The organism is Saccharothrix sp. CCNWYY140 (assembly GCF_037401995.1).
Taxonomy (GTDB): Bacteria; Actinomycetota; Actinomycetes; order Mycobacteriales; family Pseudonocardiaceae; genus Actinosynnema.
Map to the genome: position 1 here is coordinate 60,852 of NZ_JBBEGC010000018.1, position 22,183 is coordinate 83,034.

The window sequence follows — 22,183 nt, forward strand, 5'->3', positions numbered from 1 at the left end:
GCCGCCGTTGCGTTAGCCCTGGTGCGGGACCACCGCGACCGGGCAGGCCGCGTGGTGGATCAGGGCTTGGCTGGTGGACCCCAGCAGCAGGGCGCGGAAGCCACCGCGGCCCCGGGAACCCACGACGACCAGCGACGCGTCCTGCGACTGCGCCACCAGCCGGTGGGCCGGTCGGTCCCGCGCCACCACCAGCCGCACCTCGACGTCGGGGTGGGCGGCTCGGTGCGGCGCGACCTGCTGTTCCAGCAGCTTCCGCTCGGCGGCGTCGATCGGGTCCCAGTCCACGGACAGCCCGTGCAGCCAGCCCGTCTCGACGGCGACGTCGGACCACGTCCGCAACGCCACCAGCTCCGCCCCGGTCGACGCGGCGTGCTCGAACGCGAACGCCAGCGCGGCGGAACTGGCCGGCGAACCGTCCGCGCCCACCACCACCGGCCCCACGGTCGACGTCCCGCCCACCGTTGTCCCTTCGGTGCCGCGCACCACCACGACCGGGCTGTGCCCGTGCGTGGCCAGCGCGACCGCGATGGAACCCACGAACAGCCCGGTGAACCCGCCCAACCCGCGCGATCCCAGCACCACCAGCCGCGCCGACGCGGAGCGGCCGATCAGCACCTCCGCCGCGTCGCCTGAGGCCAGCTCGGTCGTGACGGCCAAGTCGGGAGCGACCCGCCGTGCCTCTTCCTCGGCTTCCGCGAGCCACTCGCGACCCTGTTCCAACACGGCCTCGTGGTACTCGCGGGGCACCGCGATCGGGTCCGGCACCCGTGCGGGCACCAGCAAGCAGGCGTGCACGACCGACAGCGGCACACCCTGCCGGTCCGCTTCCGCCGCCGCCCACCGCACCGCCGCCTTGGCCGACGAGGAGCCGTCGACACCTACGACCACCGGCCCGTTCACGCGCCCTCCCACCCGTCGATGACCTCGCGCAGCGAACGCCGGGGCGTCAGCGGAACCGGGTCGATGTCGAACGGCGCCCAGCCCAGGCGCAACACGATCTGCGGGTACAGCACCCCGTCCAGCACCCCGGACCGGACGCGTTCCCGGGTCTCGGCGACCTCCAGCGGCTGGCTGATCGGAGTCGTGGACAGGCCCGCCACGGTCGCTTCCAGCAGGATCGCGCTCATCGCCTCGCCGGCGCGCAGCACCGACGACCGGTCGTCGGAGGCGGTGCCGAGCACGAGCAGGGCCGCGCCGTCGTCCTCCCACTCGCCGGCGCGCTCGTCGAGCTGTTCGCCGCCGGGGAACTCACGCAGCTGCACGTCACCGTGCTGGGGCAGTCCAAAGGGCGCGTTGGCCGCGGGCACGCCGTCGCGGTCGGCGTGGGTGCCGCTCCAGGCTCGGGTCTCGAACCGGTAGCCGGGTTCGGCGTCCTGCACCGCAGCCGCAGTGCCGATCGCGGTGGCCAGCTCGAACCGCGCACGCGAACCGGCGGCCTCGCGGGCGACCGCTCCCTCGGCCGAGGCCCGGTCCTCCAGCAGGAGCAGCACCGAACTCGGCACGCCCCACGAGGAGAACCGGCGGCGATCGGTGCGGCGGCGCGGGATGGCGCCGGCCAGGGCGACTTCGTCGGAGGTCGGCTCGCGGCGGGTGAATTCCACGGCCGCGAGGTGGTCGGGGGCGGCGGGGTTGGGCAGCCGGTGCACGACCGCCCGCCACCCGAGTGCGGCCAGCGCGACTCGCAGGTGGTGCAGGGCCGCGCCGCAGCTGAGCAGCAGGTCGCGGCCGTCGGGGTCGGTGGTGGGCAGTCTGCGGCTGTCGTCGGCGTACAGGTGCACGCTCCGGTCGCCGATCCGCCACCGCCACGGCTGGGTGTTGTGCACCGAGGGTGCACGGCACGCCAGCGCCAGGGCGGTCCGGATGGTCTCGTCATCGGGCCGACCGAGGTCCACGGGGCTCACCTCCGAACTTGTGTCCATGCCCTCGACGGTGGCCGAGCGAGGTACTCCACCAGCAGGGTCGTAGGTCCTCAGCCGACCGGGACCGCCGGACGCATGTGGTGGAAGGGGGAAGCGGTTGCTTTGGTGACCGCGACGGGCTCCCGCACGCAGCTCGCGGGGATCGCCGAGCTGACCCGGCCGGCGGACCGGCCGAAGGCCCGCTCGCGTTGCGTTGCCGAACCAGGTGGCGGTGACCTCCCCGTCCCGGCTGGAGTGGGCGGTTCCTGGACGAACGGACCTGGCCGGTCGAGGCCGAGCTCAGTGTGATGCCGTAAGGCTGCGGTCGCGTTGGGTTGGCAAGTGGAGTGTCTCGACGGGTGCGCGGTGGACCACGAAGACCGGGCATGGTGCGTGGTGCAGGGCTGCGCGGGTGGTGGGGCCGGGGTCGCCGACGACGAACAGGTCCGTGTCGGCGTAGCGCGTGACGGCCTCGTGCGGGTGCATGCGCGCGACCACCGAGGCGTGTCGGATGCCCCGCAGCACCTTGTCCGCATTGGTGATTGGCTGGTGGGGGTCGTCGGCGCGGACCGGCAGCGGTGGCACGGCGTGCAGTACGCGCAGCACGGACCCCCGCTGACGGGCCAGTTCCGTCGCGCGGGCGAGGACGGCGGGGTCGTGGACCGAGCCGGTGATCAAGGCGGTGACTCGGTGGTGACCACCGGAGGGGCCTCCCCGGACCACGACGACGTCGCAGGTCGCGTTCTCCACCACCGCCATGAGGTGCCGGGGCAGCGCGAACGGGCCGTGGTGCCCGATCACCACGGTCTCGGCGCGTGCGGCGGCGACGAGCAGGTCGGCGGGTTCCGCGGGGCACAGCTCCAGCGGTGCGCCGAGCACCTTGGCGTGCTCGGCGGCCCAGGTCAGGGCTGTGGAGGTCGCGTGGTCGGCGGCTACCACGACCGGCTTGGTCATCTCGTCACCTCGGGTCCGTGGTCAGCGCGCGGCGCAGCCGGCTGTGCTCGTCCTCGTCGATCTCGCCGCGGGCCAGCCGCAGGTCGGGCACGTGCGTCGCGTCGTCGTGGGGTCGGCTCCTGGGCCGCAGCGCGGCGATCGCCAGCAGGACCACGGCGGCGACGACCGCCAGGGTGATCAACGTCATGAGCAGCATCCCGGCCCAGCCGGGGCCGAAACCGCTGTACCAGTGCATCACGGCACCGCTCCTTCCCTCGACGCCGCCCGCTCAGTCGCTCATCGCGAGCAGTTGGTGCTTCAGCTTGTCCTGCAACAGGTCCACGGCCTCGGTGTAGGTGTCGCCGGTGGCCTTGGCGTTGACCGGGACGCCGTTGACGTCCAGGCGGCCGTGCGCGGTGACCCGGCGCGGTCCGTCGAAGTCCAGGCGCGCGGTGGCGACGGGGACGTCGGCGGGGGAGTACCTGGCCAGCGCCTCGACCTTGGTGCGGGCGTAGTCGCCCGCCTCGGCGGGGATGCCCTCGGCCAGTTCGGTGTGGATGTTCGCGATCTCGTGCATGCCCCGATGCTCGTCCGGCGGCGGGCCGGGTGTCAGTGGCCAAGGTCCCTGGTGAACAGGGACCACCGGGACGACCAAGGACTCTGTGGCCGGCGGCGCGCGGGGACGAGCGTGGGAGCCGACAGGAGGTGGTCGGTGGTGGACCTCAGGACGGCGGCGCGGAGGGTGTTCCCCGGCCGCAACCCGGTCGCCCGGCGCGGCGACCGGGTCGAAGGGGCCGCGGTGGTCGCGGCCGTGGTGGTGGCGCTGCTGGGTCTGCCGGTCGCCGCCGCGTTCGGTTCTGAGGCCCACGCGGCGCGCGCGGCCCAGGTCCGCGAGCAGCAGGCGACCCGGCACGAGGTGCCGGCGGTGCTGACCGCGGACGCGCCACCGGTCCTGCCAGCGGGCGAGGGTGTCATCGCGATGTCGTCGGCGCCCGCCCGCTGGACCGCCGCCGACGGCTCGGTGCGCAGCGGGACGGTCGAGACCGTGCCCGGCCTGCCCGCCGGCGCGACGGTGCCGATCTGGGTGGACACGGCCGGGGACCCGGCCGACCCGCCGCTGTCCGCGGAAGGCGCGGTGGCCGGCGCGATCGCCGTCGCCACCGTGGTGTGGGTGCTGTTCGCCGCCGTGGTGGGCGCGGTGTGCGTCGGGTTGCGCTTGGCGCGCAACGGGATCAACGCCCGGAGTTGGGCGCGGGAGTGGGCAGTGGTGGAACCGCTGTGGAGGAGCGTGTCATGACGACGTATCCCGTGAGGGTGCACGCCCGGCTGGACCCGGGGTTGAACCGGTGGCTGTGGCTGGTGAAGTGGTTCCTGGCCATCCCGCACTACCTCGTGCTGTCCGTGCTCTGGATGGCGTTCACGGTGCTGAGCGTGGTCGCGTTCGTGGCGATCCTGGTCACCGGCCGCTACCCGCGCTCGCTGTTCGGGTTCAACCTCGGCGTGCTGCGCTGGACCTGGCGGGTGGGCTACTACACGTTCGGCGCCCTGGGCACCGACCGGTACCCGCCGTTCAGCCTGGGCGAGGAGCCGGACTACCCGGCCACGCTCGACATCGCCTACCCGCAGCGCCTCTCGCGCGGCCTGGTGCTGGTGAAGTGGCTGCTCGTGGTGCCGCACCTGTTGATCGTGGGCGTGTTCCTCGGCGGCGGTTACCTGGCCACCCGCAGCGGCGAGTGGGCGTTCGGGCTGGTGGGGCTGTTCGTGCTGATCGCCGGGGTGGCGCTGCTGTTCACCGGCCGCTACCCGCGCGGGGTGTTCGACTTCGTGCTGGGCATGGACCGGTGGGCGCTGCGCGTGGCGGCCTACGCGGGCCTGATGACCGACGCCTACCCGCCCTTCCGCCTGGACACCGGCGGCGACGAGCCCGGCACGGCGTTCGAGCCATCGCCTCCCGCGTCACCCGGCGGCGGGTCGGCTGGCCGGATCGTCGCGGCGGTGCTCGGTGTGCTGCTGCTGGTGGCCGGGGCGGGGTTCTCGGCCACGGGCGCGATCGGCCTGTGGGCGCACCAGACCCAGCGCGGTGCCGACGGGATGCTGAGCACGCCGCCGCAACCGTTGCAGACCAACGGGTACGCCCTGGAGATGGGCGCGGTCGACCTGCACCGCACCGGCACCGGCTGGTTCCTCGGCGAGGACTGGCTGGGCGAGGTGGGGTTGCGCGCCGGACCGGGCACCTTCGTCGGGATCGGCCCGTCCGACGACGTCGACCGCTATCTGTCCACAGTGGACCGCGACCGGGTGTCGAGCGTCGGCGAGCGGACCGAGTACGACCACGTCACCGGCGGCGCGCCGGCCACCGTGCCCAGCGCGCAGCGGTTCTGGACCGCTTCCGGGACCGGGTCCCTGACCTGGGAGGTTCGGCCCGGCCGGTGGACCGCCGTGGTGATGAACGCCGACGGGACGCGGGTCGTGGACACGTCCGTGACCGCGTCGGCGTCCCTGCCCGCCCTCGGACCGGTGGCCTGGCTGCTGGTCGCCGCGGGCGTGGTGCTGCTGCTGTTGGGCGGTGCCCTGCTCTTCGCCGCCGCCTTCCGCTTCGACCGGACCAGAGGAGAACGAACCGATGCGTGAGCCCGAGATCCAGACGGTGATGACCCGGGAAGTCGTGACCGTGCGCCCCGACACGCCGTTCAAGGAGGTCGTCGAGCGGTTGGCCGCCGGCGCGTTCAGCGCGGTGCCCGTGGTGGACGACGACGGCCGCCCGGTGGTCGTGGTCCGCGGCGAGAAGCCCGCGCGCCCCCGGCCCGGTGGTGGTCGGCGTGCACGGCGGTCCGCACAGCGTGCCGGTGCTGGCACGGGCGTTCGAGGAGGCGTCGGCACGCGGTGTCGGGGTGGTCGCGGTGCACACGTGGCACCCGGTCGTCGGGGACGTGGTCGCGCTGGCCGCCGGCGTCGACCTGGCCGAGTACCACGCCCTGCACGGCGGCCGGCTGGCCCGGCAGTTGTCCCCGTGGCGCACCCGCTACCGGGACGTGCCGGTGGAGTTGGTGGTCGCCCGGGGCTCGGCATCGGCGGCACTGCTCGACCGGGCGGAGGACGCGGCACTGGTCGTCGTGGGCAGCCGAGGCCACAACTCCCTGACCGGCCTGCTTCTGGGCTCCACGTCCCACGCCCTCCTCCACCACGCCCCTTGCCCGGTGATGGTCGTACCCACCCAGCCCCAGAACACCTGACCCGCGCACTCGACCCGGTGGTCAGAGCGTGCCGCGGAAGCCGGTCCACGCCTCGACGCGCTCCTCCACTGCGGTCACCGCGTCAGCACCACCTTCAGCGCGCCGGTTTCGCCCGCGCGGGAGAACACGTCGTACGCGGTGTCCATGTCGGACAGGTCGAAGTGGTGGGTGGCGAAGCGGCTCGCGTCCAGGCGGCCGGTGGTCAGCATCCGCAGCAGGTCTGGGGTCGAGACGGTGTCGACCAGGCCGGTGGTGATGGTGACGTTGCGGATCCACAGGTCTTCCAGGTGCAGCGTGGCGGGCCGGCCGTGCACACCCACGTTCGCGACCCGGCCACCGGGCCGCACCAGCCGCGCGCACAGCTCGAACGTCTCCGGGACGCCGACGGCCTCGATCGCCACGTCCGCGCCCAGCCCGCCGGTCAGCTCCGCGACCACGTCCTCCGGGCGGTCACCGGCGTCGACCACGACGTCCGCGCCGAACTGCTTGGCCGCCTCCAGCCGCGACGCGGCCAGGTCCACGGCGACGATCCGGCCGGGGCTGTAGAGCTTCGCGGTCTCGATCGCCGCCAGCCCGATCGGACCCGCGCCGACCACCACGACGGTCTGACCAGGCTCGACCCGGCCGTTGCGCACGCCCACCTCGTAGGCCGTGGGCAGGATGTCGGACAGCATCACCGCGTCCGCGTCGGCCACGCCGTCGGGCAGCAGGTGCGTGGACAGGTCGGCGAACGGCACCCGCACGTACTCGGCGTGCGTCCCGTCCACCAGGTGCCCCAGCACCCAGCCACCGCCTCCCCGGCACTGCCCGTAGGACCCGGTGCGGCAGTACGAGCACCGCCCGCAGCCGCTGATGCACGACACCAGCACCCGGTCACCCGGCTTGATCCCGGTGACCGCCGCGCCGACCTGCTCCACGACCCCGACCGCCTCGTGCCCGAGCACCCGGCCCGGCACGACCTCGGGCACGTCGCCCTTGAGGATGTGCAGGTCCGTGCCGCAGATGGTGGCGGCCGTGACCCGCACGACCGCGTCCGTGGGCTCGACCAGCACCGCGTCCGGCACGTCCTCCCACGCGCGCTGACCAGGACCGTGGAACACCATCGCCTTCATCGCGTACCTCCTCGAAGTGATTCCACACCCACACTGACCGGCGGTGATCGCGGGGAGGAGAGACCGACGACCCCGAGGTGCGGCACGAAGGTCCCTGCCCGGGCCGGGCCTTCGCCACTGCTCGTGCCGATCACGACCGAGAAGCCTGGAAGTGGAGGAAAGGGGTGTCCGATGGCACGAGCGCTGGTCGTCTACGAGTCGATGTTCGGCAACACGCGGACGGTCGCTGAAGCGGTCGCACAGGGGTTGACCGGGTTCGGCGACGTGGAGGTGGTCGAGGTGTCGCAAGCACCCGACACACTGCCCGACGACGTCGAACTGCTGGTCGTCGGCGCGCCCACGCACGCCTTCAGCCTGAGCCGGCCCAGCACGCGCACGTCCGCCGCCGAGCAGACGACGAGCCCGCTGGTGTCGCCGGGACGTGGTGTCCGTGAATGGCTGGATGTGTTGGCGCACAACGTGAACCGCACGGTCGCAGTCACGTTCGACACCCGTGTGAAGGTCGGCATCCTGCCCGGCTCGGCCGCCAAGGTGATCGCCAAGCGCCTGCGCAAGCTGGGTTTCCCGCTCGTCACGCCACCGAAGACGTTCTGGGTCACCGGCACCACCGGCCCGCTGCGCGACCGGCAGCGGGACCAGGCGGTCGAGTGGGCGCGCGGCATCACCATAGGGAGCAGGCGGTAAGCCCGGGTTTCCCGGCTGGGCAAGGCATTTCGCCCACGACGTCGATGCGGTACCCCGACCCGGGATCTTGGCCCCTGTCCACCCGACGGCCGCGACGCCGCCTGTGCTCCGTTCCCGCTGATCGGGAACGGGCGTGAACGCCCGTTCCCGATGCCGTCACGCCGGCTCGACGGGCAGCCACAGCTCGCAGGTCGCGGTGCTGAAGTCGTCCGTGCGGTCGAGGATCGTCACGATGGACGGGCCTGGCCGCAGGCGCCACGGGTTGGAGGGGAACCACTCGGTCGCGGTCGCGGCCCAGGTGGTCTGGAGGGTGTGCGGGTAGGGGCCGGTGGTGCGGAAGACCGCCCACCTGCCGGCCGGCACCTCGATGCCGTCGAGGTCGTTGGGGACCGAGGTGTCCTGGGTGACGGCGACGCCGTGCAGGTAGGTCAGTTCGCTGCCCTCGGTGGCTTCGGGGTCTACGTCGTCGCTGACCTGGAGGAGGCCCGCCGGTTCGGTGTCGCCGAGGGCCTTGAGCCGCAGGTGTTCCTCCGGCGGCAGTGCGGCGATGTGCTCCTGGATGTGCGGGTTGACGCCGTGGTGGATGAGCGGGACGCGGGTGGCGTGTCCGACGAGCCGGAACGCGGGGCGGTCGGTGATTCGGGTGTCCATGCGGATCGTCCCTTCGACGGTCAGGCGGAACCTGAGCTGTGGTTGTGTGCGAAGGGGGCCTCCATCCCGGCGGACGTCACCGGGCCCGACACCGTGAACCGCCCGGAACGCGCGCCCGAACGCCTCGGTCGAGCCGTACCCGTGCCGAACGGCGATGCCAAGCAGGTCGTCCTCACCCCGAATGACGTCGGCAGCGGCCACGGTCATCCGTCGCCGCCGCACGTACTCCGACAGCGGCATGCCCGCCAACGACGAGAACATCCGACGCAGGTGGTACCCGGTCGTGCCGAGCGCCCTGGCCAATCCGTCCACGTCGAGCTCTTCGCTCAAGTGCTCCTCGACGTGATCGACGAGCCGGTTGAGTGCCGAGATCATGAGTCCCTCCTTCCTGCTCAACCTTGACCGAAGGCACCCAGCCCCCGCCCGATCGCAGCGAACCGATCCGATCATTTCCGGACCCGACGCGCTCGCACGCCGCTGATCGAGCACGAGCGACCGCTTCTGCCGATGTGCGGTTGCTTCGTCGTGCGGTCAGTTCGTGTACTCGTCCTCCACGGTCGACGCCGGCCGGCGCGGATCGCATCCTCGGGTTCCTCGAGCGTCGGATGCCCATCCGCGTCGATACGGCGGTGCGGCGGCACTCGTGGATCGCGTTCGGTCCACAGCTCGCGCTGGACCACCGCCTCGACCACCCGCCAAGGCCTGAGCAGCAGGCGACCCGTCGCGAGCACAACGTCCCGGTCGGCGGGTGGTGAGGGAGGGGCAATGTTATTTCTGGGTGCGGGTTTTTAGCGTGGGACGGCTGGGGTGGAGGCGGTGACGAAGGTGACTGCCTCGTGGAGCACGTTGGTGTCGCTGAGGATGCGGTGGTGGCCTAGGCCGGTGGTGGTGATGAGTTTGGCGTCTGGCCAAGCGGACGCCAGGGTTTCGCCGTTGGTGTGGTCTACCTCGCGGTCGCCCTTGTCGTGGATGACAACCAGGGGTGGGAGGGGCTGCGTTGTTGCGCGGGACGGGATGTTGAAGGTGGACATGGGGCGGCCGGCTATCTGTTCCAGGCGGGTGATGAAGGCGCGGTGTACTCGGGTGCCGAAACCCAGGAAGCTGGCGAAGAGGTGGGTTTGGGCCAGAGGGTCGGCCATCGGGGCTATGAACGCGAGCCTGGTGGCGGGTAGGCCGTCCAGTACGGCTAGTGCGGTTGCGGTGGCGCCCATTGAGTGGGCGATGATGCCGTGGGCCGGGCCGAAATTGGTGACGACCGCTGTCAGGGCGTCGGAGAACTCGGGGAGGGTTGCCTGTCGGCGGCCCAGCTTGCCGGGGCCGGATTCGCCGTGGCTCAGGGCGTCGAAGGTGACTACCTGGTAGCCGGCGGCGACTAGGGGTGCGACGAAACGGTTTAGTTGGTTGCGGTGGCCGCCCCAGCCGTGCACCAGGTATACGACAGGGCCGGAACCCCAAGTCTCGGCGACGACTGTGCTTCCGTGCACAGCCACCTGGTGTCGGGTGCCGCCTACCGGCGCGGAGGATGGTCGTGCGTGTCTAGGGGTGCACCAGATTCGGAGGGCCAGGCGGCCTCCCAGGGTAGGTGCGACGCGCTCCAGGACACCGAAGCCGGTCCTGATGAACTTAGCACGAACGATCGTGCTTTTCTTGGCGCGTGAACGGGCCATTCCTCTTCCCCCTGGTGGTTACGCTCGCGCGGCGGCGAGCAGGTTGTCGAAGGCGTGCCTGGTCCGGGCTTCGGCGGCCGGGTCGTCCAGTAGGCGGCGGGCGTGGAAGAACGCCAGCATCACGCCGTGGAGGTCGTGGGCGAACTGGTCCGGGTCGGCGTCCCGGTGGAAGTCGCCCTCGCTGATGCCGGTGCGGAACATCTGGGCCACCGAGTCGGCGAAGTCCAGGTGGTCCTGCACCAGTTGGTCGCGGATCGGGCCGGGCTGGTCGTCGTACTCGGCGGAGGCCGACACGAAAAGGCACGCTGAGCTGCGGTCCTTCGTGGTGGCTAGCCAGTGCTCGAACAGGGCGCGCACCCGCGCCTCACCGCGCGGGGCGGCCAGTGCCGGGCGGACGACCTGGTCGACGAACAGCTGTCGGGCGTGGGCGAGCACCTGCGCCTGCAACAGTTCCTTGGACCGGAAGTGGGCGAACAAGCCGCTCTTGGACATGCCGGTGTCGTCCGCCAGCGACCCGATGGTCAACCCGGACAGCCCGATCCGGCTGGCGGTGGCGGCGGCGCGCTCCAGCACGGCCTGCCTGGTCGCCTCACCCTTGCTCACGCCACGATTTCAGCACGAACGTTCGTTTTCGGCAAGCACTACCGCTCGGTCAGGGCGAAGAACTCCTGGCGGGAACGGGCGTCGTCGCGCAGGACGCCGTGCAGGGCCGAGGTGACGGTGCTGGAGCCGACCGCCCGGACACCGCGCAACGACATGCACAGGTGCTCCGCCTCGATAACCACGCCGACACCGCGCGGGGCCAGATGCTCCTGGAGCCAGTCGGCGACCTGCTTGGTCAGGCGTTCCTGCACCTGGAGGTCGCGGGCGAACAGCTCGACCACGCGGGCCAGCTTGGACAAGCCCAGGATGCGCTCGCCGGGCAGGTAGCCGACGTGCGCCACGCCCTGGAACGGCAGCATGTGGTGCTCGCACAGCGACTGCACCGGGATGTCGCGGGCCAGGACGAGTTCGTCGTAGCCCTCGTCGTTGGGGAAGGTCGTCAGGTTGAACTCGCGCGGGGTCAGCAGTTCGGCGTAGGCGTGCGCCACCCGGCGCGGGGTGTCGGCCAGGTGCTCGGACTCGGGGTCCTTGCCCAGGGCGAGCAGCAGGTCCGCGACGGCCCGCCGCGCGGCCTCCAGGTCCACGCCGTCGCGGCCGTGGAGGACCTGCAACCGGGGTTGCGCCATGCCGATCATGCCTCCTTCTAACGACAACGTGCGCTAACGTTAGAAGGTCGCAGCCGATTTAGTCAACAGAAGTTGGTTTTAGAATGGCCGAGACCCCGCACGACCCGGTGGCGGCCGTCGCCGCGCTCGACGAGCCGACCCGGCGCCGGCTGTACGACTACGTCGCCCGGCAACCCGCCCCGGTGGGCAAGGACGAGGCCGCGACCGCCGTCGGCGTCCCGCGCACGACCGTCGCCTTCCACCTGGACCGCCTGGTCGCCGAAGGCCTGCTGGAGGCCGTCCACGAGCGCCGCACCGGACGCACCGGCCCCGGCGCGGGCCGCCCGGCCAAGCTCTACCGCCGGTCCGCGCACCCGATCGCCGTCTCCCTGCCGGAGAACCGCTACGAACTGATCGGCACCCTGCTCGCCGACGCCGTCCACGAGTCGGACACCACGGGCGAACCGGCCCGCGCCGTCCTGCACCGCCGCGCCCGCGACCTCGGCCGCGACCTCGGCCGGTCGGCGCAGGGCGACACCGTGGCCGCCCTGGAGGAGTTGGGCTTCGAGCCGCGCGCGGAGGACGACGCGGTCGTGCTGGGCAACTGCCCCTTCCACGCCTTGGCCCAACGACACACCCAGCTTGTGTGCGGGGCGAACCTGCACCTGATGGAAGGCCTGCTGGACGGCCTGGCGCCAACCGGCCTCACCGCCCGCCTGGCGCCCTCACCGGGCCACTGCTGCGTCCGCCTGGAACACTGACGCCCGGCCCCCTCGACAAGGGGCCGGGCGTCGGTCGAGCGTCAACGGGCGTGACCGCGCAGGGCGAGCAGCGTCGCCCCGGTCACCCAGCCGAAGAACACGTGTCCGAACAGGCTCACCCACTGGGCGTTCCCGACCACGAACACCATGTCGCTCATCGCCGAGTCCGCGGTGACGCTGAGCCACAGCGGCATGATGATCAGCGCGCCCAGCAGCCACCACACCACCCCGTACAGGGCGCTCATGGCGTAGATGGGGACCATCTTGTCGGCCACCTTGCGGCTCAGCATTCCGAACAGGCCGCCGGCGATCGCCGAGATCACCAGGTGCACCAGGAAACCGACGAAGGCGTTGTCGACGCCGATGAGCATGCCGACCATCGGCAGCATGCCCACGCCGGCCATCAGCAGGCCGAACACGACGCCGCCGGCGAGTCCGGCGAACACCCCGATCCGCACGGGCGAGTCCGACCTCGTGGTCGTGGGGGCAGCGATTGTCGCGGTCACGTCAGCTCCTTCTTGTGATCAGTTGTAGGGCATGGTCGGGAACCAGCCGATGCCGAAGATCGCCGGCACGCGGACGTCCCAGTACACGAGCAGGAACACGCCGAGGGCGATCAGCAGGGAAGCGCTGATCGCGGTCGTGCGACGGGGGTGGCGGGCCACCGACGCGACGAACCGCCCCTTGGTGACCAGCCACAGGACGGCGAACAGGATGGCGACGAGCACGATGTTGCCCAGCGACTGCAACACGAACGTCCCCGCGCCGTAGAGCGGGTTCCCGGACTCGACCGCCGACCGGAACAGCTTGATGAACATCGGGTAGGGCCGTCCGATGAGGAACGCGCCCACCAACGCCCCCAGCACCACGACCCGCGCCACGGGCCGCCCGCGGAACACGTCGCGCACCACGCCGAGCGCCGCCAACCCGATGTAGGTCAGCGCGAGCCCGACCACCCCGAACACCACCGCCGACTGCACCAGCCGCACCGGCATGGTCCCGACGGTCGCGGCCGACAGCTGGGGCAGCCCGGGGCCGATCAACACCCCGACCGCGCCGTACACCGCCGACACCCCGACCATGCCCGCGGTGAAGAAACCGAAGGGCCGCAACAGGGACGTGCCACCGGCTTGGCTCATGGGCCCGACCGACGCGGCCATCGCGATGTTGCACGCGGTGAACGTCCCGGCGACCCCGGAGACGAACGCGAACACCAACCCGGCCGCGGTGGTCGCCAGCGACGTGGTCGCGGCTTCCTCGCCGAGCAGGGCGTTGGCGACGTTCGCGCCGATGACGTGGTCCACGAACTCGTAGGACCACAGCACGGCCAACAACACCCCGGCGACGGCGCTACCGAGGATCAACCGCCCCGACCGGACAGGGCGCGCAACGGGCTGGGCGTGCAGCATGGGGCGTCCACCTCGCTAGCGGTCGGCTTCGCGTTCGCCCCAATGTCCTTGCCCACCGCCCGCGCCGACTACTTCGAGGCTGCCCTCCTACCCGGCGTTTCGTGCTCAACCGCGCGCTCGCCGCCGAACACCGCCTCGAACGCGCCGAGCACCGGCTGCCCCGCTTGCCGGTCGAACACCGCGAACACCACGTGCTCGAAGAACGGGTTGTCCCGCAGAGCGACCGCGAACGCCTCCGCCACCGTCGCGGGCTCGTTGCCGAACACCCCGCAGCCCCAAGCACCGAGCAGCAGCCGCCGGTGCCCGTGCGCAGCGGCCACGCGGAGCACTCGCGCGGCCCGCCGCCGCAGGATCGCCGGGATGTCGGCGGCGCGCTCGGGCTGGTTGCGCAGGATCGCCGTCCGGTTGGGCGCGGCGGCGGTCAGGAACGAGACGGGGTACGCCTCGGGCAGCAGCGTGCCCTTGTCGTCGCGGAACACCGGCACAGCGGGGGAGTGGATGACACGGTCGCTGTAGGACAGGTCGTCGTGCGCGCGGTGGTGGGCGTAGAAGTCGCCGGCCGCGAGCAGGCACGGGTACAGCGCCGACCCGCGCGCGACGCTCTCCTCCTGGGCCTGCGCCCCGTTGAGGAACCCGCCACCGGGGTTGCGCGCGGACGCGAACACCAGGCAGGCGAGGTCGCCGCCCAGCCGCCGGGCCGCGGCGAGCGTCGTCTCACCGGTGACCTCCACCAGGGGCGGCTCGGCGATCGGCTCGGGCAGGACCACCTCGTCGTCGGGCAGGTGGAGCCGCGTGCCCGCCACGGCGCGGCGGACCGCCTCGGACACGTCCACCAGCCCCTGCGGGGTCGAGTAGTGGCCTCGCTCGGCGATGGTCACGGAGTCCCGGGCGATCGCCCTCAGCCTGCTGCTCACGGGCGTCATCCTCACGACCGACCCTGGTCGAGCGCAAAGGGTTTCAGCGCGAGGCCGCCGACAGGGCTTCGACGTCGGCCGGGGTCAGTTCGAAGTCCAGCGCGCCGACGTTCTCGGTGGCCTGTCGCGCGTTCTTCGCCCCGGGGATGGGCACCACGTCGGGCTGGTGCAGCAGCCACCGCAACGCGATCTGGCTGGGCGTCCGTCCATACCGCTCCGCCAACTCCCGCTGCACCGCGTTGACCCGCTCCACCCTCGGCATGTCCTTCTTCCGGAAGGGCGCACGCCACCGCCGCCACCCCGCCGGCCGGTTCGTGGTCGAGTACTTCGCGGTCAGGGCACCGGACGCCAGGGGCATGTAGGCGATCAAGGTCACGCCCAGCTCCCGGCACGCCGCCAGCACCCCGTTGGTCTCCGGAGCGCGGTGCAGCAACGAGTACTGGACCTGGTTGGACGCCAGCGGCAGGCCGTGCCGCGCCAAAGCGGCGTGGGCGGCGCGCATCTGGGACGCGGAGAAGTTGCTCACGCCCACCGCCCGCACCTTGCCCGCCGCGACCGCCTCCGCCATGAGGCCCATGAGCTTGTCGATCGACATCCACGGCACCGGGTAGTGCACCTGGTACAGGTCGACCGACGTGCGGCGCAGCCGTGCCAGCGACCCGTCCAACGTCGCCGGCAGGCTGCCCGCACCCGAGAGGAACCTCGCCGGGAACTTCGTGGCGACCAGCACGTCCGCGCCGGCCAGTTCGCCCACCCGGCGCTCCGACGCCCCGCCCCCGTACATGGCGGCGGTGTCGAGCAGGGTGACGCCGGCCTTCAGGCACACGGCCAGCGCCTCCCGCTGGTCGTCCAGGCTGCTGTTCGGTCCGTAGGCGTTGCGGGCCGGGTCCCAGCGCGGCATGGCGGACTGGTCACCCCACACCATCACGCCGACACCCATTGGCGGTACGCGCACATCGCTGCGACCCAGAGCACGCAAGCCGGTCACGAACAGAAGCATGCGCCCGACACGACGAACCCGCTCGTCAGGACACCCGCACGAGCATCTTGCCGGTGTTCGCCCCGCGCATCATCGCCTGGAACGCCTCGACGGCGTTCTCGATGCCGTCGACCACCGTCTCGTCGGTCACCAGCGACCCGTCCGCCAGCCACCCCGCCGCCTGCCGCACGAACTCCGGGGCCAGGTGGTAGTGGTCGCTGACGTTCATGCCGCGCAGGGTCACGCGCTTGCCGATGGCCAGCGGCAGGTGCGGGGGACCGGCGGGCAGGGAGGTCGCGTTGTACATCGAGATCGCGCCCACCAGCCCGACCCGGCCGAACCGGTTGAGCACCCGCAGCGCCGCGTCCAGGTGGTCGCCGCCGACGTTGTCCAGGTACACGTCCACGCCCTCGGGCGCGGCGGCGGCCAGCTGGCCGTGGATGTCGCCGGCGCGGTAGTCCAGGGCCACGTCGTAGCCGAAGTCCGAGGTCAGCCGCGCGGCCTTCGCGGGACCGCCCGCCGAGCCGATGACCTTGGACGCGCCCAGCTTGCGGGCCAGGCGAGCCGCCACCGAACCCACGGCGCCACCCGCGCCGGAGACGAAGACCACGTCACCGTCGCGGACCGGCGCGACCTCCTTCAGCGTCGCCCACGCCGTCAGGCCCGTGGTGCCCAGCACGCCGAGGTACGCCGTGGCCGGAGCGATCGTGGTGTCCACCACCTGCACGTCCGACGCCCCGAGCAGCGCGTACTCCCGCCAGCCGAGGAAGTGGGTGACGGTGGTCCCGACCGGCAGGTCCGCGACCTCGGACGCGACGACGGTGCCCACGGCCGACCCGGTCATCGGCTGGTCCAGATCGAACGGCGGGATGTAGGACTCGCCCTCGTTCATCCGGCCGCGCATGTACGGGTCCACCGACACGTGGTCGTTGCGGACGACGACCTGGCCGGGGCCAGGGTCGGGCACGGTCGTGGTGACGAAGGAGAAGTCGGTGGTCTGGGGCTCGCCGACGGGACGGGCGGCGAGACGCCACTCGCGGCTGGTGAAGGGCATCGGGACTTCCTGGTTCAACGGGGCAACTGAGACGTCCGCGACGCTAGTCGCGCAAACCCATAGACATCCAATAGTCTTCTTCATGTGAGGGATAGTGAAACCAATGGCTGGGCGGCGTCGCCGCTGGACCTGAACCTGCTGCGGACGTTCCTGGCCGTCTACCGGTCCGGCTCGTTCACCGCCGCCGCGCGCCTGCTCGGCCTGTCCCAGCCCACCGTCACCACCCAGATCCGGGCACTGGAACGCCAGCTGGGCCGGGAGCTGTTCGAACGGCAGGCCCGGGGCGTGGTCCCCGCGCCACCCGCCGACGACCTCGCCGCCCGCGTCGGCCCGCCGCTGGACGCGCTCAACGCCGTGGCCGGTGACGACGGCCACCAGGCCGACCCCGTGCACGTCGCCGGACCCGCGGAGTTCCTCACCCACTGCGTGGTGCCCCACCTGGCGCCGCTGGTCGACCAGGGCGTGCGCCTGCGCATCACCGCCGGCCAGACCGAGCAACTGCTGGACGGCCTGGGCGCGGCCCGCTACGACCTGGTCGTGGCCACGCACCGCCCGCGCGGGCGCAACCTCGCTTCCGCGCCCCTGGCCGACGAGGAGTTCGTGCTGGTCGCGGGCTCCGAGTGGGCGCGCCGCCTCGGCCCGGTCGACGACCCCGCCGCGCTCAACGGCGTGCCGCTGGTCGCCTACGCCGAGGACCTGCCGATCGTGCGCCGCTACTGGCGGCACGTGTTCGGCCGCCGCTTGACGGCCCAGCCGGCGGTCACCGTGCCCGACCTGCGCGCGGTGCTCGCGGCGGTGGCCGGCGGCACGGGCTTCAGCGTCCTGCCCCGCTACCTGTGCGAGCGCGAGCTGGCGGCCGGTGAGCTGGTCGTGCTGCACGAGCCGGAGGACCCGCCGATCAACACCGGGTTCCTGGTCCAGCGCCCCGGCTCGTCGGCCAACCCCCACGTCACCGTAGTGCGCGACCACCTGCTCCGCGTCGGCCGGCACGCGCTGAGCGTCCTCTGACAGTCGGCTCGCCGGGTGTAGACGCACGCGCATGGGGCGGCGACTGTCGCACATGGATCACCGGCGGTCGAGCGGCTTGGCTTGTGGCGCAACCACAAGAGAGGATCGCTCATGTCGGCGATGGACGAGACCAAGCGGGAGAAGTTCCTGGCGGAGGCGCGGGTCGGGGTCATGGCGATCGCCCGCACCGAGGGGCCGCCGCTGGCCGTGCCCGTCTGGTACCACTACGAGCCCGGCGGCGAGGTGGCGGTCCAGACCCACCCGAAGGCCGTGAAGTACCGGCTGGCCACCGCGGCCGGCGGGTTCAGCCTCGTCGCGCAGGACGAGACGCCGCCCTACCGGTACGTGAGCGTGTCGGGTCGGCTCAGTGAGGTCGTGGAGGACACGCCGTGGGACGAGGTGGACGCCCTCGCCCGCAGGTACCTCGGTGAGGGTGCGGACGAGTTCCTGGCCATGATGGAGGGCCAGCCGATCGCCACCCTGCGCATGCGGCCCGAACGCTGGTACTCCACCGACTACGGCCAGGACGGTTGAACGGGGTCAGCGGCGAGAGGTTCGGGCTAGTTGTTGCAGCTCCGCGGTGCACATCATGAATCGGCCGGTGGGGAGGTGCTTCCTGTAGTGACCCAGGTCTGCGCCCAGGGCGAAGACGTGCACCGGGGTGGCGGTTTCCAGGCCTGATTCGACCGCATAGCGCAGGCCGGCCAGGACGGCGGGGTGGCGGGTTTGGTAGGCCGAGGCGACCAGGTGGTTGCCTCGGTCGGCGGCCAGGTAGAACTGGATCAGGTCCTTGGTGCCCACGAAGATCTCGCTGGCGCCGGCCGCGCAGAACTCACCGGTGTGGTGCACGGCGGCAGGGGTCTCCACGAAGACCGAGAGCAGGGTGTCCTCGGCGAGGCCCAGGTGGTGGCGTAAGCGGAGGAATTCGTCCGGGTCGTTGATGAAGGGCACCGCGAAGCTCAGGAGCCCTGCGTCCTGACCCAGCCGTTCGGTCACGTGGGCGCGCAGGGCGCGGAACGCGTGCGGGTAGAAGGGCTCCTCCACCAGCCAGCGAGCGCCGTGCATACCCAGTTCGGGGTTGGGCTCGTCGTCCACCGCGACGCCGGTCGTGATGCGGGCGGCGTCGTCGGAGCGGAGGTCCAGGAGGCGCATGACCAGGCGTTGGCCCGGCAGGAGTTCCTTGACCATCGTGCACAGCTCGGCCGCGATGGCCGCGCCGTAGCGTTCGGCCTCCACCTCGCCGGAGCGCAGGGCGTCCAGTGGGCTCAGCCCCGCGGAGAGGCAGACGAATTCCTCGCGGATGAAGTACGTGTCCACTTGCTCCACGCGGGGCGTGACGGCGTTGGTGGACTGGATGTCCGTGACGCCCGCGATCACCACGCACACCGACTCGAGGTCGTCGGGAGTGACGGTGGGCGGTTCGGGCAATGCGACCAGGGTGTCGGCGGCGCCGAGCACCACCGATTGCCGGTCGATGCGGACCGTGACCTCGCCTTCGATGCCCGGCAGGTCCTCCGGCGCCACCCGCAGCACGGGGATGCCGCGCGACCGGCACAGCGACTGCATGTGACCGGTGCGCCCGCCCCTGGCGCAGATCACGGCGGTCGAGGTGACGATCGCGTCGTACAGGTCCGGGCCGAGCGTCTCGACCACCAGCACCGCGCCGTCACCGGCGCGCCCGCTGCGGTTGCACGTGCCGTGCACCGCCGTGGCCGGTGTGCCGACCAGCAAAACCCCTGGAACCTCGCGTGGACCCACCTGTCGTTCCCCCATCCGATCCGTGGCGTGCGAGCCGTGATCAGGCTGGCAGCCGGTCGGAGGGGGTCGCATCTTCAACCGTGCCCGATGGGGTGTCGGCGAGGCCGAGATTCGTGCGCAGTTCACGGGGCGTGACGGACAGGTCGTTGAGCCGGTCGGTCGCGGCGGCGTTCACGGCGTGCCGGTGGGCGGGGTGGGTGACGCGGGCGTCGAGTTGTCGGGAGAGGGCTTCGCGTTCCGCGCGGGTGCGGGCGGCCATTCGGCGTACTTCAGTTTTCACGGCCTCGGGATCCGCGACCTCCGCGTCGGCGCGGTGGTCGTAGCACGACTCCAGCCTGCGCAGGATCGCGGCGGCGACGCCGACCGAGTGGTTCTTGATCGCGGCCAGGTTGAAGGTGAACGCGCCCGTGCGGCCGTTGCGCACGATCTCGTCACCCTCGCGCGGGCTGCCGATGACCGACAGGGGACCGGCGGGTCGGCCGTCCGCGCCGAGCAGGGTGCCGTGCTCGTCCACCTCGACCCCGCGCCCGGTGCGCTGGTGCGGCACGGCCATGCCCTTGCGCAGCAACGCCGACCACAGGGCCGAGTCGACGCGGGCGTAGTCCGACTCGCGGCCGAAGTTGGAGATCACCAGGTCGGCCTCGATGGTCCGGGTCGAGGTGCAGACCGCGAGCCGTCCGCCGCCGGCGTCCTCGACGCGCTCGACCTTGCCGGTGGTGACGGTGATCTGGCCGGTGTCGCGCATCGCCGCGTCGACGATCTCGGTGGTGTAGGCGACGGCGTTGACCCGCAGGGTGGCCAGCAGGCTGCCGTAGCTGTCCAGCAGCGCGCGCAGGTCGGCGGACGGGACGCGGCGCAGGATCTCCGGCAGGTGGGGCTCCCACGACTTGGAGACCCGCTCGGTCACCACGACCGGGGACACGTCCGGGTGGTCGCGGGCGACGGCCGCGCAGGCCCGGTCCCACTCGGCTTTGACGCGCTGGACGAGCGCGTCGCGGCCCTCGTAGACGTCGGCGCGCAGTTCGGGCGGCGGGAGGGTCAGGACGCGGTGGCGGTGGTCGGACGGGTAGGTGCGCAGGGTCAGGCCGGACCGGGAGATCATGTGGATGGGTCCGGTGTGGCCCCGGCGCAGCAGGAGCGCGGCGGAGTCGTACGCGCTGAGCAACGTGCCGACGACGGCGACCTCGGCCTCCGGCGGGAGGGCCAGGATGCGGTCGATCCCGTGGTGCGAGTAGGGATCGCGCACGAACGCGGGGTGGTCCACGACGGACTCCGCGAACACCGGCCGCCGCTTCTCCAGGCCGGTGGCGACGACGACGTGATCGGCGGTCACCGGGGTGCGCTGGTCGCCGTCCTGCACGGTGATCCGTAATCGGTCGCCCACGAGCTCGATGTCGACCACCTCACCGTCCACTTGCGCCAGGGTCGCGCCGGGGGTCGCCTCGCGCACGGCCGCGGCGAGGCGGTCGGCCAGGTAGTCCGGGTAGATCCGGCGCGGGGCGGGGCCGGATTCGGTGAACTCCCGGTCGCGCCAGGGTTCCGGCCACCCGGTGCGGTCGGCCTCGTGGTTGGCCCACCGCACGAAGTCGTCCACGTCCTCGCGGAACACGGCCATCCGTCCCGCCTGGATGTTGAACACGTGGTGCCAGTGGTTGCCCGCCCGGTGGTACGCGACGCCCGCGTTCCGGTACTCGGGCCGCCGTTCGACCAGGACCACTTCGACCGGTTCCCGCGCGAACTGCAACAGGCGGATGGCGGTGGCGGTCCCGCCCAGCCCCGCTCCGACGACGACCACCCTGCGAGCGGCGGACTCCACCACGAAAACCTCCGTTCCGCGCAGATTCGTGACGATGTTACCGATGCGAGTGCGCTACTAGTACCACCCGAGGTGGAACAGCGGTGGTGGCTTGCAATCCGACCCCGGATAATCGGGCCGCCCCGGCGGCCGGTCCGGGCACCCGCGGGAGGATCGCGTTGTCGTACCGCTCCTGGATGCGCTACTTCACGCCGTCCCCGCTGCACCGCCGGCTCGGCTTGGTGTGCCTGGGGGTCGGGATGCAGCGCGGTGTGCTGCCGGTGGTCGGGCCGCGCGTGCTGGACCACCACGTCGCTGTCGTCGTCGTGGCGGGACGGGGCTGGTTCGCCGATCCCGACGGGGTCCGCCACGACGTGACCGGGCCGGTGCTGCTGTGGCTGACGCCCGGCCGCGAGCACCACTACGGACCCGACGAGGACGGTGGCTGGGAGGAGTTGTTCGTCGACTTCGAGGGACCGGCGGTGGACGCCTACGTCGAGCTGGGGTACGTGACCCCGGACGACCCGGTCGTGCCGCTCAACGACGTCGACCAGGTCCGTGTGATCGTCGGCCGGGTGGTCCGGGCCGCGCGCGGCGGCAGCCCGCTGGCGCAGGTCGAGGCCGCGGCGGCGGTGCACGACCTGCTGGTGGAGCTGCGCCGGGTGCGCAGCGACCGGACCCCGTCGGGTGACTCCCTGCTGGACAAGCTCGCCGAGGACGCCCTGCTGCCCATCGGCGTCGCCCAGGTCGCGGCCCGGCACGGCATGACCGTGGGCGAGTTGCGCGCGGCCGTGCGGCGCAGCACCGGGTCGGGGCTGAAGGAGTACCTGCTGGCGGTCCGGCTCAACCGGGCCAAGGAGCTGCTGGCCACCACCGCGCTGCCCGTGCACGGCATCGCCTCGGCGGTCGGCTACGACGACGCCGCCTACTTCAGCCGGCTGTTCACCCAGCGGGTGGGCGTCGCGCCGCTGCGGTTCCGCGAGCAGCGGTTCCGGGCCGTGCCCGGCGGGTGGAGCGACACCGTGCCCGACCACGACAACCCGCCCCTGGTCTCCGGCGACCACCCGGAAGAGCCCTTCGCGGACTGACCCTGGAATTGTCGTCCGGGCGGTTGGACTT

At 72.1% G+C, this 22,183-nt stretch carries 26 protein-coding genes and 1 pseudogene; 10 read left to right on the forward strand and 17 right to left on the reverse strand.

The window, feature by feature from the left end; genetic code table 11:
• Window positions 1-12: 12 nt before the first annotated feature.
• The 5 genes from WBN91_RS12130 to WBN91_RS12150 all read right to left on the reverse strand — a co-directional run bounded on the left by WBN91_RS12130 (window position 13) and on the right by WBN91_RS12150 (window position 3,408).
• On the reverse strand, window positions 13-900 hold the full coding sequence (locus tag WBN91_RS12130; RefSeq protein WP_337724003.1) for a universal stress protein: 888 nt from the start codon (window positions 898-900) through the stop codon (window positions 13-15).
• Window positions 897-1,892 carry an Acg family FMN-binding oxidoreductase gene (locus tag WBN91_RS12135; protein ID WP_337724053.1) on the reverse strand — a complete coding sequence of 332 codons (996 nt, stop codon included), beginning with the start codon at window positions 1,890-1,892 and terminating at the stop codon, window positions 897-899. The genes WBN91_RS12130 and WBN91_RS12135 overlap by 4 nt, the downstream gene beginning before the upstream one ends.
• A 306-nt stretch (window positions 1,893-2,198) precedes the next feature.
• Window positions 2,199-2,852 carry a universal stress protein gene (locus WBN91_RS12140; protein ID WP_337724002.1) on the reverse strand — a complete coding sequence of 218 codons (654 nt, stop codon included), beginning with the start codon at window positions 2,850-2,852 and terminating at the stop codon, window positions 2,199-2,201.
• Window positions 2,853-2,856: 4 nt separating this feature from the next.
• On the reverse strand, window positions 2,857-3,090 hold the full coding sequence (locus WBN91_RS12145) for an SHOCT domain-containing protein (RefSeq protein WP_337724001.1): 234 nt from the start codon (window positions 3,088-3,090) through the stop codon (window positions 2,857-2,859).
• A gap of 30 nt (window positions 3,091-3,120) precedes the next feature.
• On the reverse strand, window positions 3,121-3,408 hold the full coding sequence (locus tag WBN91_RS12150) for an HPF/RaiA family ribosome-associated protein (RefSeq protein ID WP_337724000.1): 288 nt from the start codon (window positions 3,406-3,408) through the stop codon (window positions 3,121-3,123).
• A 138-nt stretch (window positions 3,409-3,546) separates the two neighbouring features.
• Between WBN91_RS12150 and WBN91_RS12155 the strand changes: the two genes are divergently transcribed.
• From WBN91_RS12155 to WBN91_RS12165, 4 genes and pseudogenes are all read left to right on the forward strand, one after another.
• Window positions 3,547-4,128, forward strand: coding sequence for an Rv1733c family protein (locus WBN91_RS12155; RefSeq protein WP_337723999.1), 582 nt, complete (start codon window positions 3,547-3,549; stop codon window positions 4,126-4,128).
• Entirely contained in the window at window positions 4,125-5,462 is a 1,338-nt protein-coding gene (locus WBN91_RS12160) for a DUF4389 domain-containing protein (RefSeq protein ID WP_337723998.1), read from the forward strand. The genes WBN91_RS12155 and WBN91_RS12160 overlap by 4 nt, the downstream gene beginning before the upstream one ends.
• A 19-nt stretch (window positions 5,463-5,481) precedes the next feature.
• Window positions 5,482-5,586: pseudogene (locus tag WBN91_RS39160) on the forward strand (CBS domain-containing protein); the annotation flags it as partial.
• 55 nt (window positions 5,587-5,641) lie between these two features.
• Window positions 5,642-6,064, forward strand: coding sequence for a universal stress protein (locus WBN91_RS12165; protein WP_443217708.1), 423 nt, complete (start codon window positions 5,642-5,644; stop codon window positions 6,062-6,064).
• Between the two features lie 74 nt (window positions 6,065-6,138).
• Here the strand turns inward: WBN91_RS12165 and WBN91_RS12170 are convergent, their stop codons facing one another.
• Window positions 6,139-7,176 carry a zinc-dependent alcohol dehydrogenase family protein gene (locus WBN91_RS12170; protein WP_337723996.1) on the reverse strand — a complete coding sequence of 346 codons (1,038 nt, stop codon included), beginning with the start codon at window positions 7,174-7,176 and terminating at the stop codon, window positions 6,139-6,141.
• Window positions 7,177-7,347: 171 nt separating this feature from the next.
• Here WBN91_RS12170 and WBN91_RS12175 point away from each other — a divergent pair, with 171 nt between their 5' ends.
• On the forward strand, window positions 7,348-7,860 hold the full coding sequence (locus WBN91_RS12175) for a flavodoxin family protein (protein WP_337723995.1): 513 nt from the start codon (window positions 7,348-7,350) through the stop codon (window positions 7,858-7,860).
• A 156-nt stretch (window positions 7,861-8,016) separates the two neighbouring features.
• Here the strand turns inward: WBN91_RS12175 and WBN91_RS12180 are convergent, their stop codons facing one another.
• On the reverse strand, window positions 8,017-8,886 hold the full coding sequence (locus tag WBN91_RS12180; RefSeq protein WP_337723993.1) for an AraC family transcriptional regulator: 870 nt from the start codon (window positions 8,884-8,886) through the stop codon (window positions 8,017-8,019).
• Between the two features lie 230 nt (window positions 8,887-9,116).
• Between WBN91_RS12180 and WBN91_RS12185 the strand changes: the two genes are divergently transcribed.
• A complete protein-coding gene (locus WBN91_RS12185) occupies window positions 9,117-9,266 on the forward strand; it encodes a hypothetical protein (RefSeq protein ID WP_337723992.1) in 150 nt (49 codons plus the stop codon).
• Window positions 9,267-9,299: 33 nt separating this feature from the next.
• Here WBN91_RS12185 and WBN91_RS12190 read toward each other — a convergent pair whose 3' ends face one another.
• Genes WBN91_RS12190 through folE form a run of 3 tightly spaced genes read right to left on the reverse strand, consistent with a single transcriptional unit; the run spans window position 9,300 to window position 11,407 of the window.
• Window positions 9,300-10,178 carry an alpha/beta fold hydrolase gene (locus tag WBN91_RS12190; RefSeq protein ID WP_337723991.1) on the reverse strand — a complete coding sequence of 293 codons (879 nt, stop codon included), beginning with the start codon at window positions 10,176-10,178 and terminating at the stop codon, window positions 9,300-9,302.
• A gap of 18 nt (window positions 10,179-10,196) precedes the next feature.
• A complete protein-coding gene (locus WBN91_RS12195; RefSeq protein ID WP_337723990.1) occupies window positions 10,197-10,781 on the reverse strand; it encodes a TetR/AcrR family transcriptional regulator in 585 nt (194 codons plus the stop codon).
• Between the two features lie 38 nt (window positions 10,782-10,819).
• Window positions 10,820-11,407: a GTP cyclohydrolase I FolE gene (gene folE, locus WBN91_RS12200; RefSeq protein ID WP_337724052.1), complete on the reverse strand. Its 588-nt coding sequence runs from the start codon at window positions 11,405-11,407 to the stop codon at window positions 10,820-10,822.
• An 83-nt stretch (window positions 11,408-11,490) separates the two neighbouring features.
• Between folE and WBN91_RS12205 the strand changes: the two genes are divergently transcribed.
• Complete coding sequence (locus tag WBN91_RS12205) at window positions 11,491-12,147, forward strand: helix-turn-helix transcriptional regulator (protein ID WP_337723989.1); 657 nt, start codon at window positions 11,491-11,493, stop codon at window positions 12,145-12,147.
• 41 nt (window positions 12,148-12,188) lie between these two features.
• Here the strand turns inward: WBN91_RS12205 and WBN91_RS12210 are convergent, their stop codons facing one another.
• The 5 genes from WBN91_RS12210 to WBN91_RS12230 form a co-directional block, all read right to left on the reverse strand.
• Entirely contained in the window at window positions 12,189-12,653 is a 465-nt protein-coding gene (locus tag WBN91_RS12210) for a hypothetical protein (protein ID WP_337723988.1), read from the reverse strand.
• Between the two features lie 18 nt (window positions 12,654-12,671).
• Window positions 12,672-13,511, reverse strand: coding sequence for a hypothetical protein (locus WBN91_RS12215; protein ID WP_337723987.1), 840 nt, complete (start codon window positions 13,509-13,511; stop codon window positions 12,672-12,674).
• Window positions 13,512-13,624: 113 nt separating this feature from the next.
• Window positions 13,625-14,470, reverse strand: coding sequence for a TIGR02452 family protein (locus WBN91_RS12220; RefSeq protein ID WP_337723986.1), 846 nt, complete (start codon window positions 14,468-14,470; stop codon window positions 13,625-13,627).
• A 43-nt stretch (window positions 14,471-14,513) separates the two neighbouring features.
• Window positions 14,514-15,458 carry an aldo/keto reductase gene (locus WBN91_RS12225; protein WP_337723985.1) on the reverse strand — a complete coding sequence of 315 codons (945 nt, stop codon included), beginning with the start codon at window positions 15,456-15,458 and terminating at the stop codon, window positions 14,514-14,516.
• A gap of 37 nt (window positions 15,459-15,495) precedes the next feature.
• Complete coding sequence (locus WBN91_RS12230) at window positions 15,496-16,503, reverse strand: NADP-dependent oxidoreductase (protein WP_337723984.1); 1,008 nt, start codon at window positions 16,501-16,503, stop codon at window positions 15,496-15,498.
• Between the two features lie 84 nt (window positions 16,504-16,587).
• On the opposite strand from WBN91_RS12230, the gene WBN91_RS12235 reads away from it, so the two are divergent.
• Both WBN91_RS12235 and WBN91_RS12240 read left to right on the forward strand, forming a co-directional pair.
• Window positions 16,588-17,511 (forward strand): LysR family transcriptional regulator, encoded by a 924-nt coding sequence (locus tag WBN91_RS12235; protein ID WP_337723983.1) that lies wholly within the window; start codon window positions 16,588-16,590, stop codon window positions 17,509-17,511.
• A gap of 111 nt (window positions 17,512-17,622) precedes the next feature.
• Window positions 17,623-18,045, forward strand: a complete 423-nt coding sequence (locus WBN91_RS12240; protein ID WP_337723982.1) for a pyridoxamine 5'-phosphate oxidase family protein — start codon at window positions 17,623-17,625, stop codon at window positions 18,043-18,045.
• A 6-nt stretch (window positions 18,046-18,051) separates the two neighbouring features.
• Here the strand turns inward: WBN91_RS12240 and WBN91_RS12245 are convergent, their stop codons facing one another.
• Both WBN91_RS12245 and WBN91_RS12250 read right to left on the reverse strand, forming a co-directional pair.
• Window positions 18,052-19,242 (reverse strand): putative PEP-binding protein, encoded by a 1,191-nt coding sequence (locus tag WBN91_RS12245; RefSeq protein ID WP_337723981.1) that lies wholly within the window; start codon window positions 19,240-19,242, stop codon window positions 18,052-18,054.
• Window positions 19,243-19,309: 67 nt separating this feature from the next.
• Window positions 19,310-21,085: an FAD/NAD(P)-binding protein gene (locus WBN91_RS12250; protein WP_337723980.1), complete on the reverse strand. Its 1,776-nt coding sequence runs from the start codon at window positions 21,083-21,085 to the stop codon at window positions 19,310-19,312.
• A gap of 176 nt (window positions 21,086-21,261) precedes the next feature.
• Between WBN91_RS12250 and WBN91_RS12255 the strand changes: the two genes are divergently transcribed.
• Window positions 21,262-22,152, forward strand: a complete 891-nt coding sequence (locus WBN91_RS12255) for a helix-turn-helix domain-containing protein (protein ID WP_337723979.1) — start codon at window positions 21,262-21,264, stop codon at window positions 22,150-22,152.
• Window positions 22,153-22,183 lie beyond the last annotated feature (31 nt).

Bases quoted from the DNA above. Each gene is read 5' to 3' on its own strand.
- WBN91_RS12140 (WP_337724002.1), bottom strand. From the start codon at position 2,852: ATGACCAAGCCGGTCGTGGTAGCCGCCGACCACGCGACCTCCACAGCC.
- WBN91_RS12150 (WP_337724000.1), bottom strand. From the start codon at position 3,408: ATGCACGAGATCGCGAACATCCACACCGAACTGGCCGAGGGCATCCCC.
- WBN91_RS12160 (WP_337723998.1), top strand. From the start codon at position 4,125: ATGACGACGTATCCCGTGAGGGTGCACGCCCGGCTGGACCCGGGGTTG.
- WBN91_RS12170 (WP_337723996.1), bottom strand. From the start codon at position 7,176: ATGAAGGCGATGGTGTTCCACGGTCCTGGTCAGCGCGCGTGGGAGGAC.
- WBN91_RS12175 (WP_337723995.1), top strand. From the start codon at position 7,348: ATGGCACGAGCGCTGGTCGTCTACGAGTCGATGTTCGGCAACACGCGG.
- WBN91_RS12180 (WP_337723993.1), bottom strand. From the start codon at position 8,886: ATGATCTCGGCACTCAACCGGCTCGTCGATCACGTCGAGGAGCACTTG.
- WBN91_RS12185 (WP_337723992.1), top strand. From the start codon at position 9,117: ATGCCCATCCGCGTCGATACGGCGGTGCGGCGGCACTCGTGGATCGCG.
- WBN91_RS12190 (WP_337723991.1), bottom strand. From the start codon at position 10,178: ATGGCCCGTTCACGCGCCAAGAAAAGCACGATCGTTCGTGCTAAGTTC.
- folE (WP_337724052.1), bottom strand. From the start codon at position 11,407: ATGGCGCAACCCCGGTTGCAGGTCCTCCACGGCCGCGACGGCGTGGAC.
- WBN91_RS12205 (WP_337723989.1), top strand. From the start codon at position 11,491: ATGGCCGAGACCCCGCACGACCCGGTGGCGGCCGTCGCCGCGCTCGAC.
- WBN91_RS12230 (WP_337723984.1), bottom strand. From the start codon at position 16,503: ATGCCCTTCACCAGCCGCGAGTGGCGTCTCGCCGCCCGTCCCGTCGGC.
- WBN91_RS12240 (WP_337723982.1), top strand. From the start codon at position 17,623: ATGTCGGCGATGGACGAGACCAAGCGGGAGAAGTTCCTGGCGGAGGCG.
- WBN91_RS12255 (WP_337723979.1), top strand. From the start codon at position 21,262: ATGCGCTACTTCACGCCGTCCCCGCTGCACCGCCGGCTCGGCTTGGTG.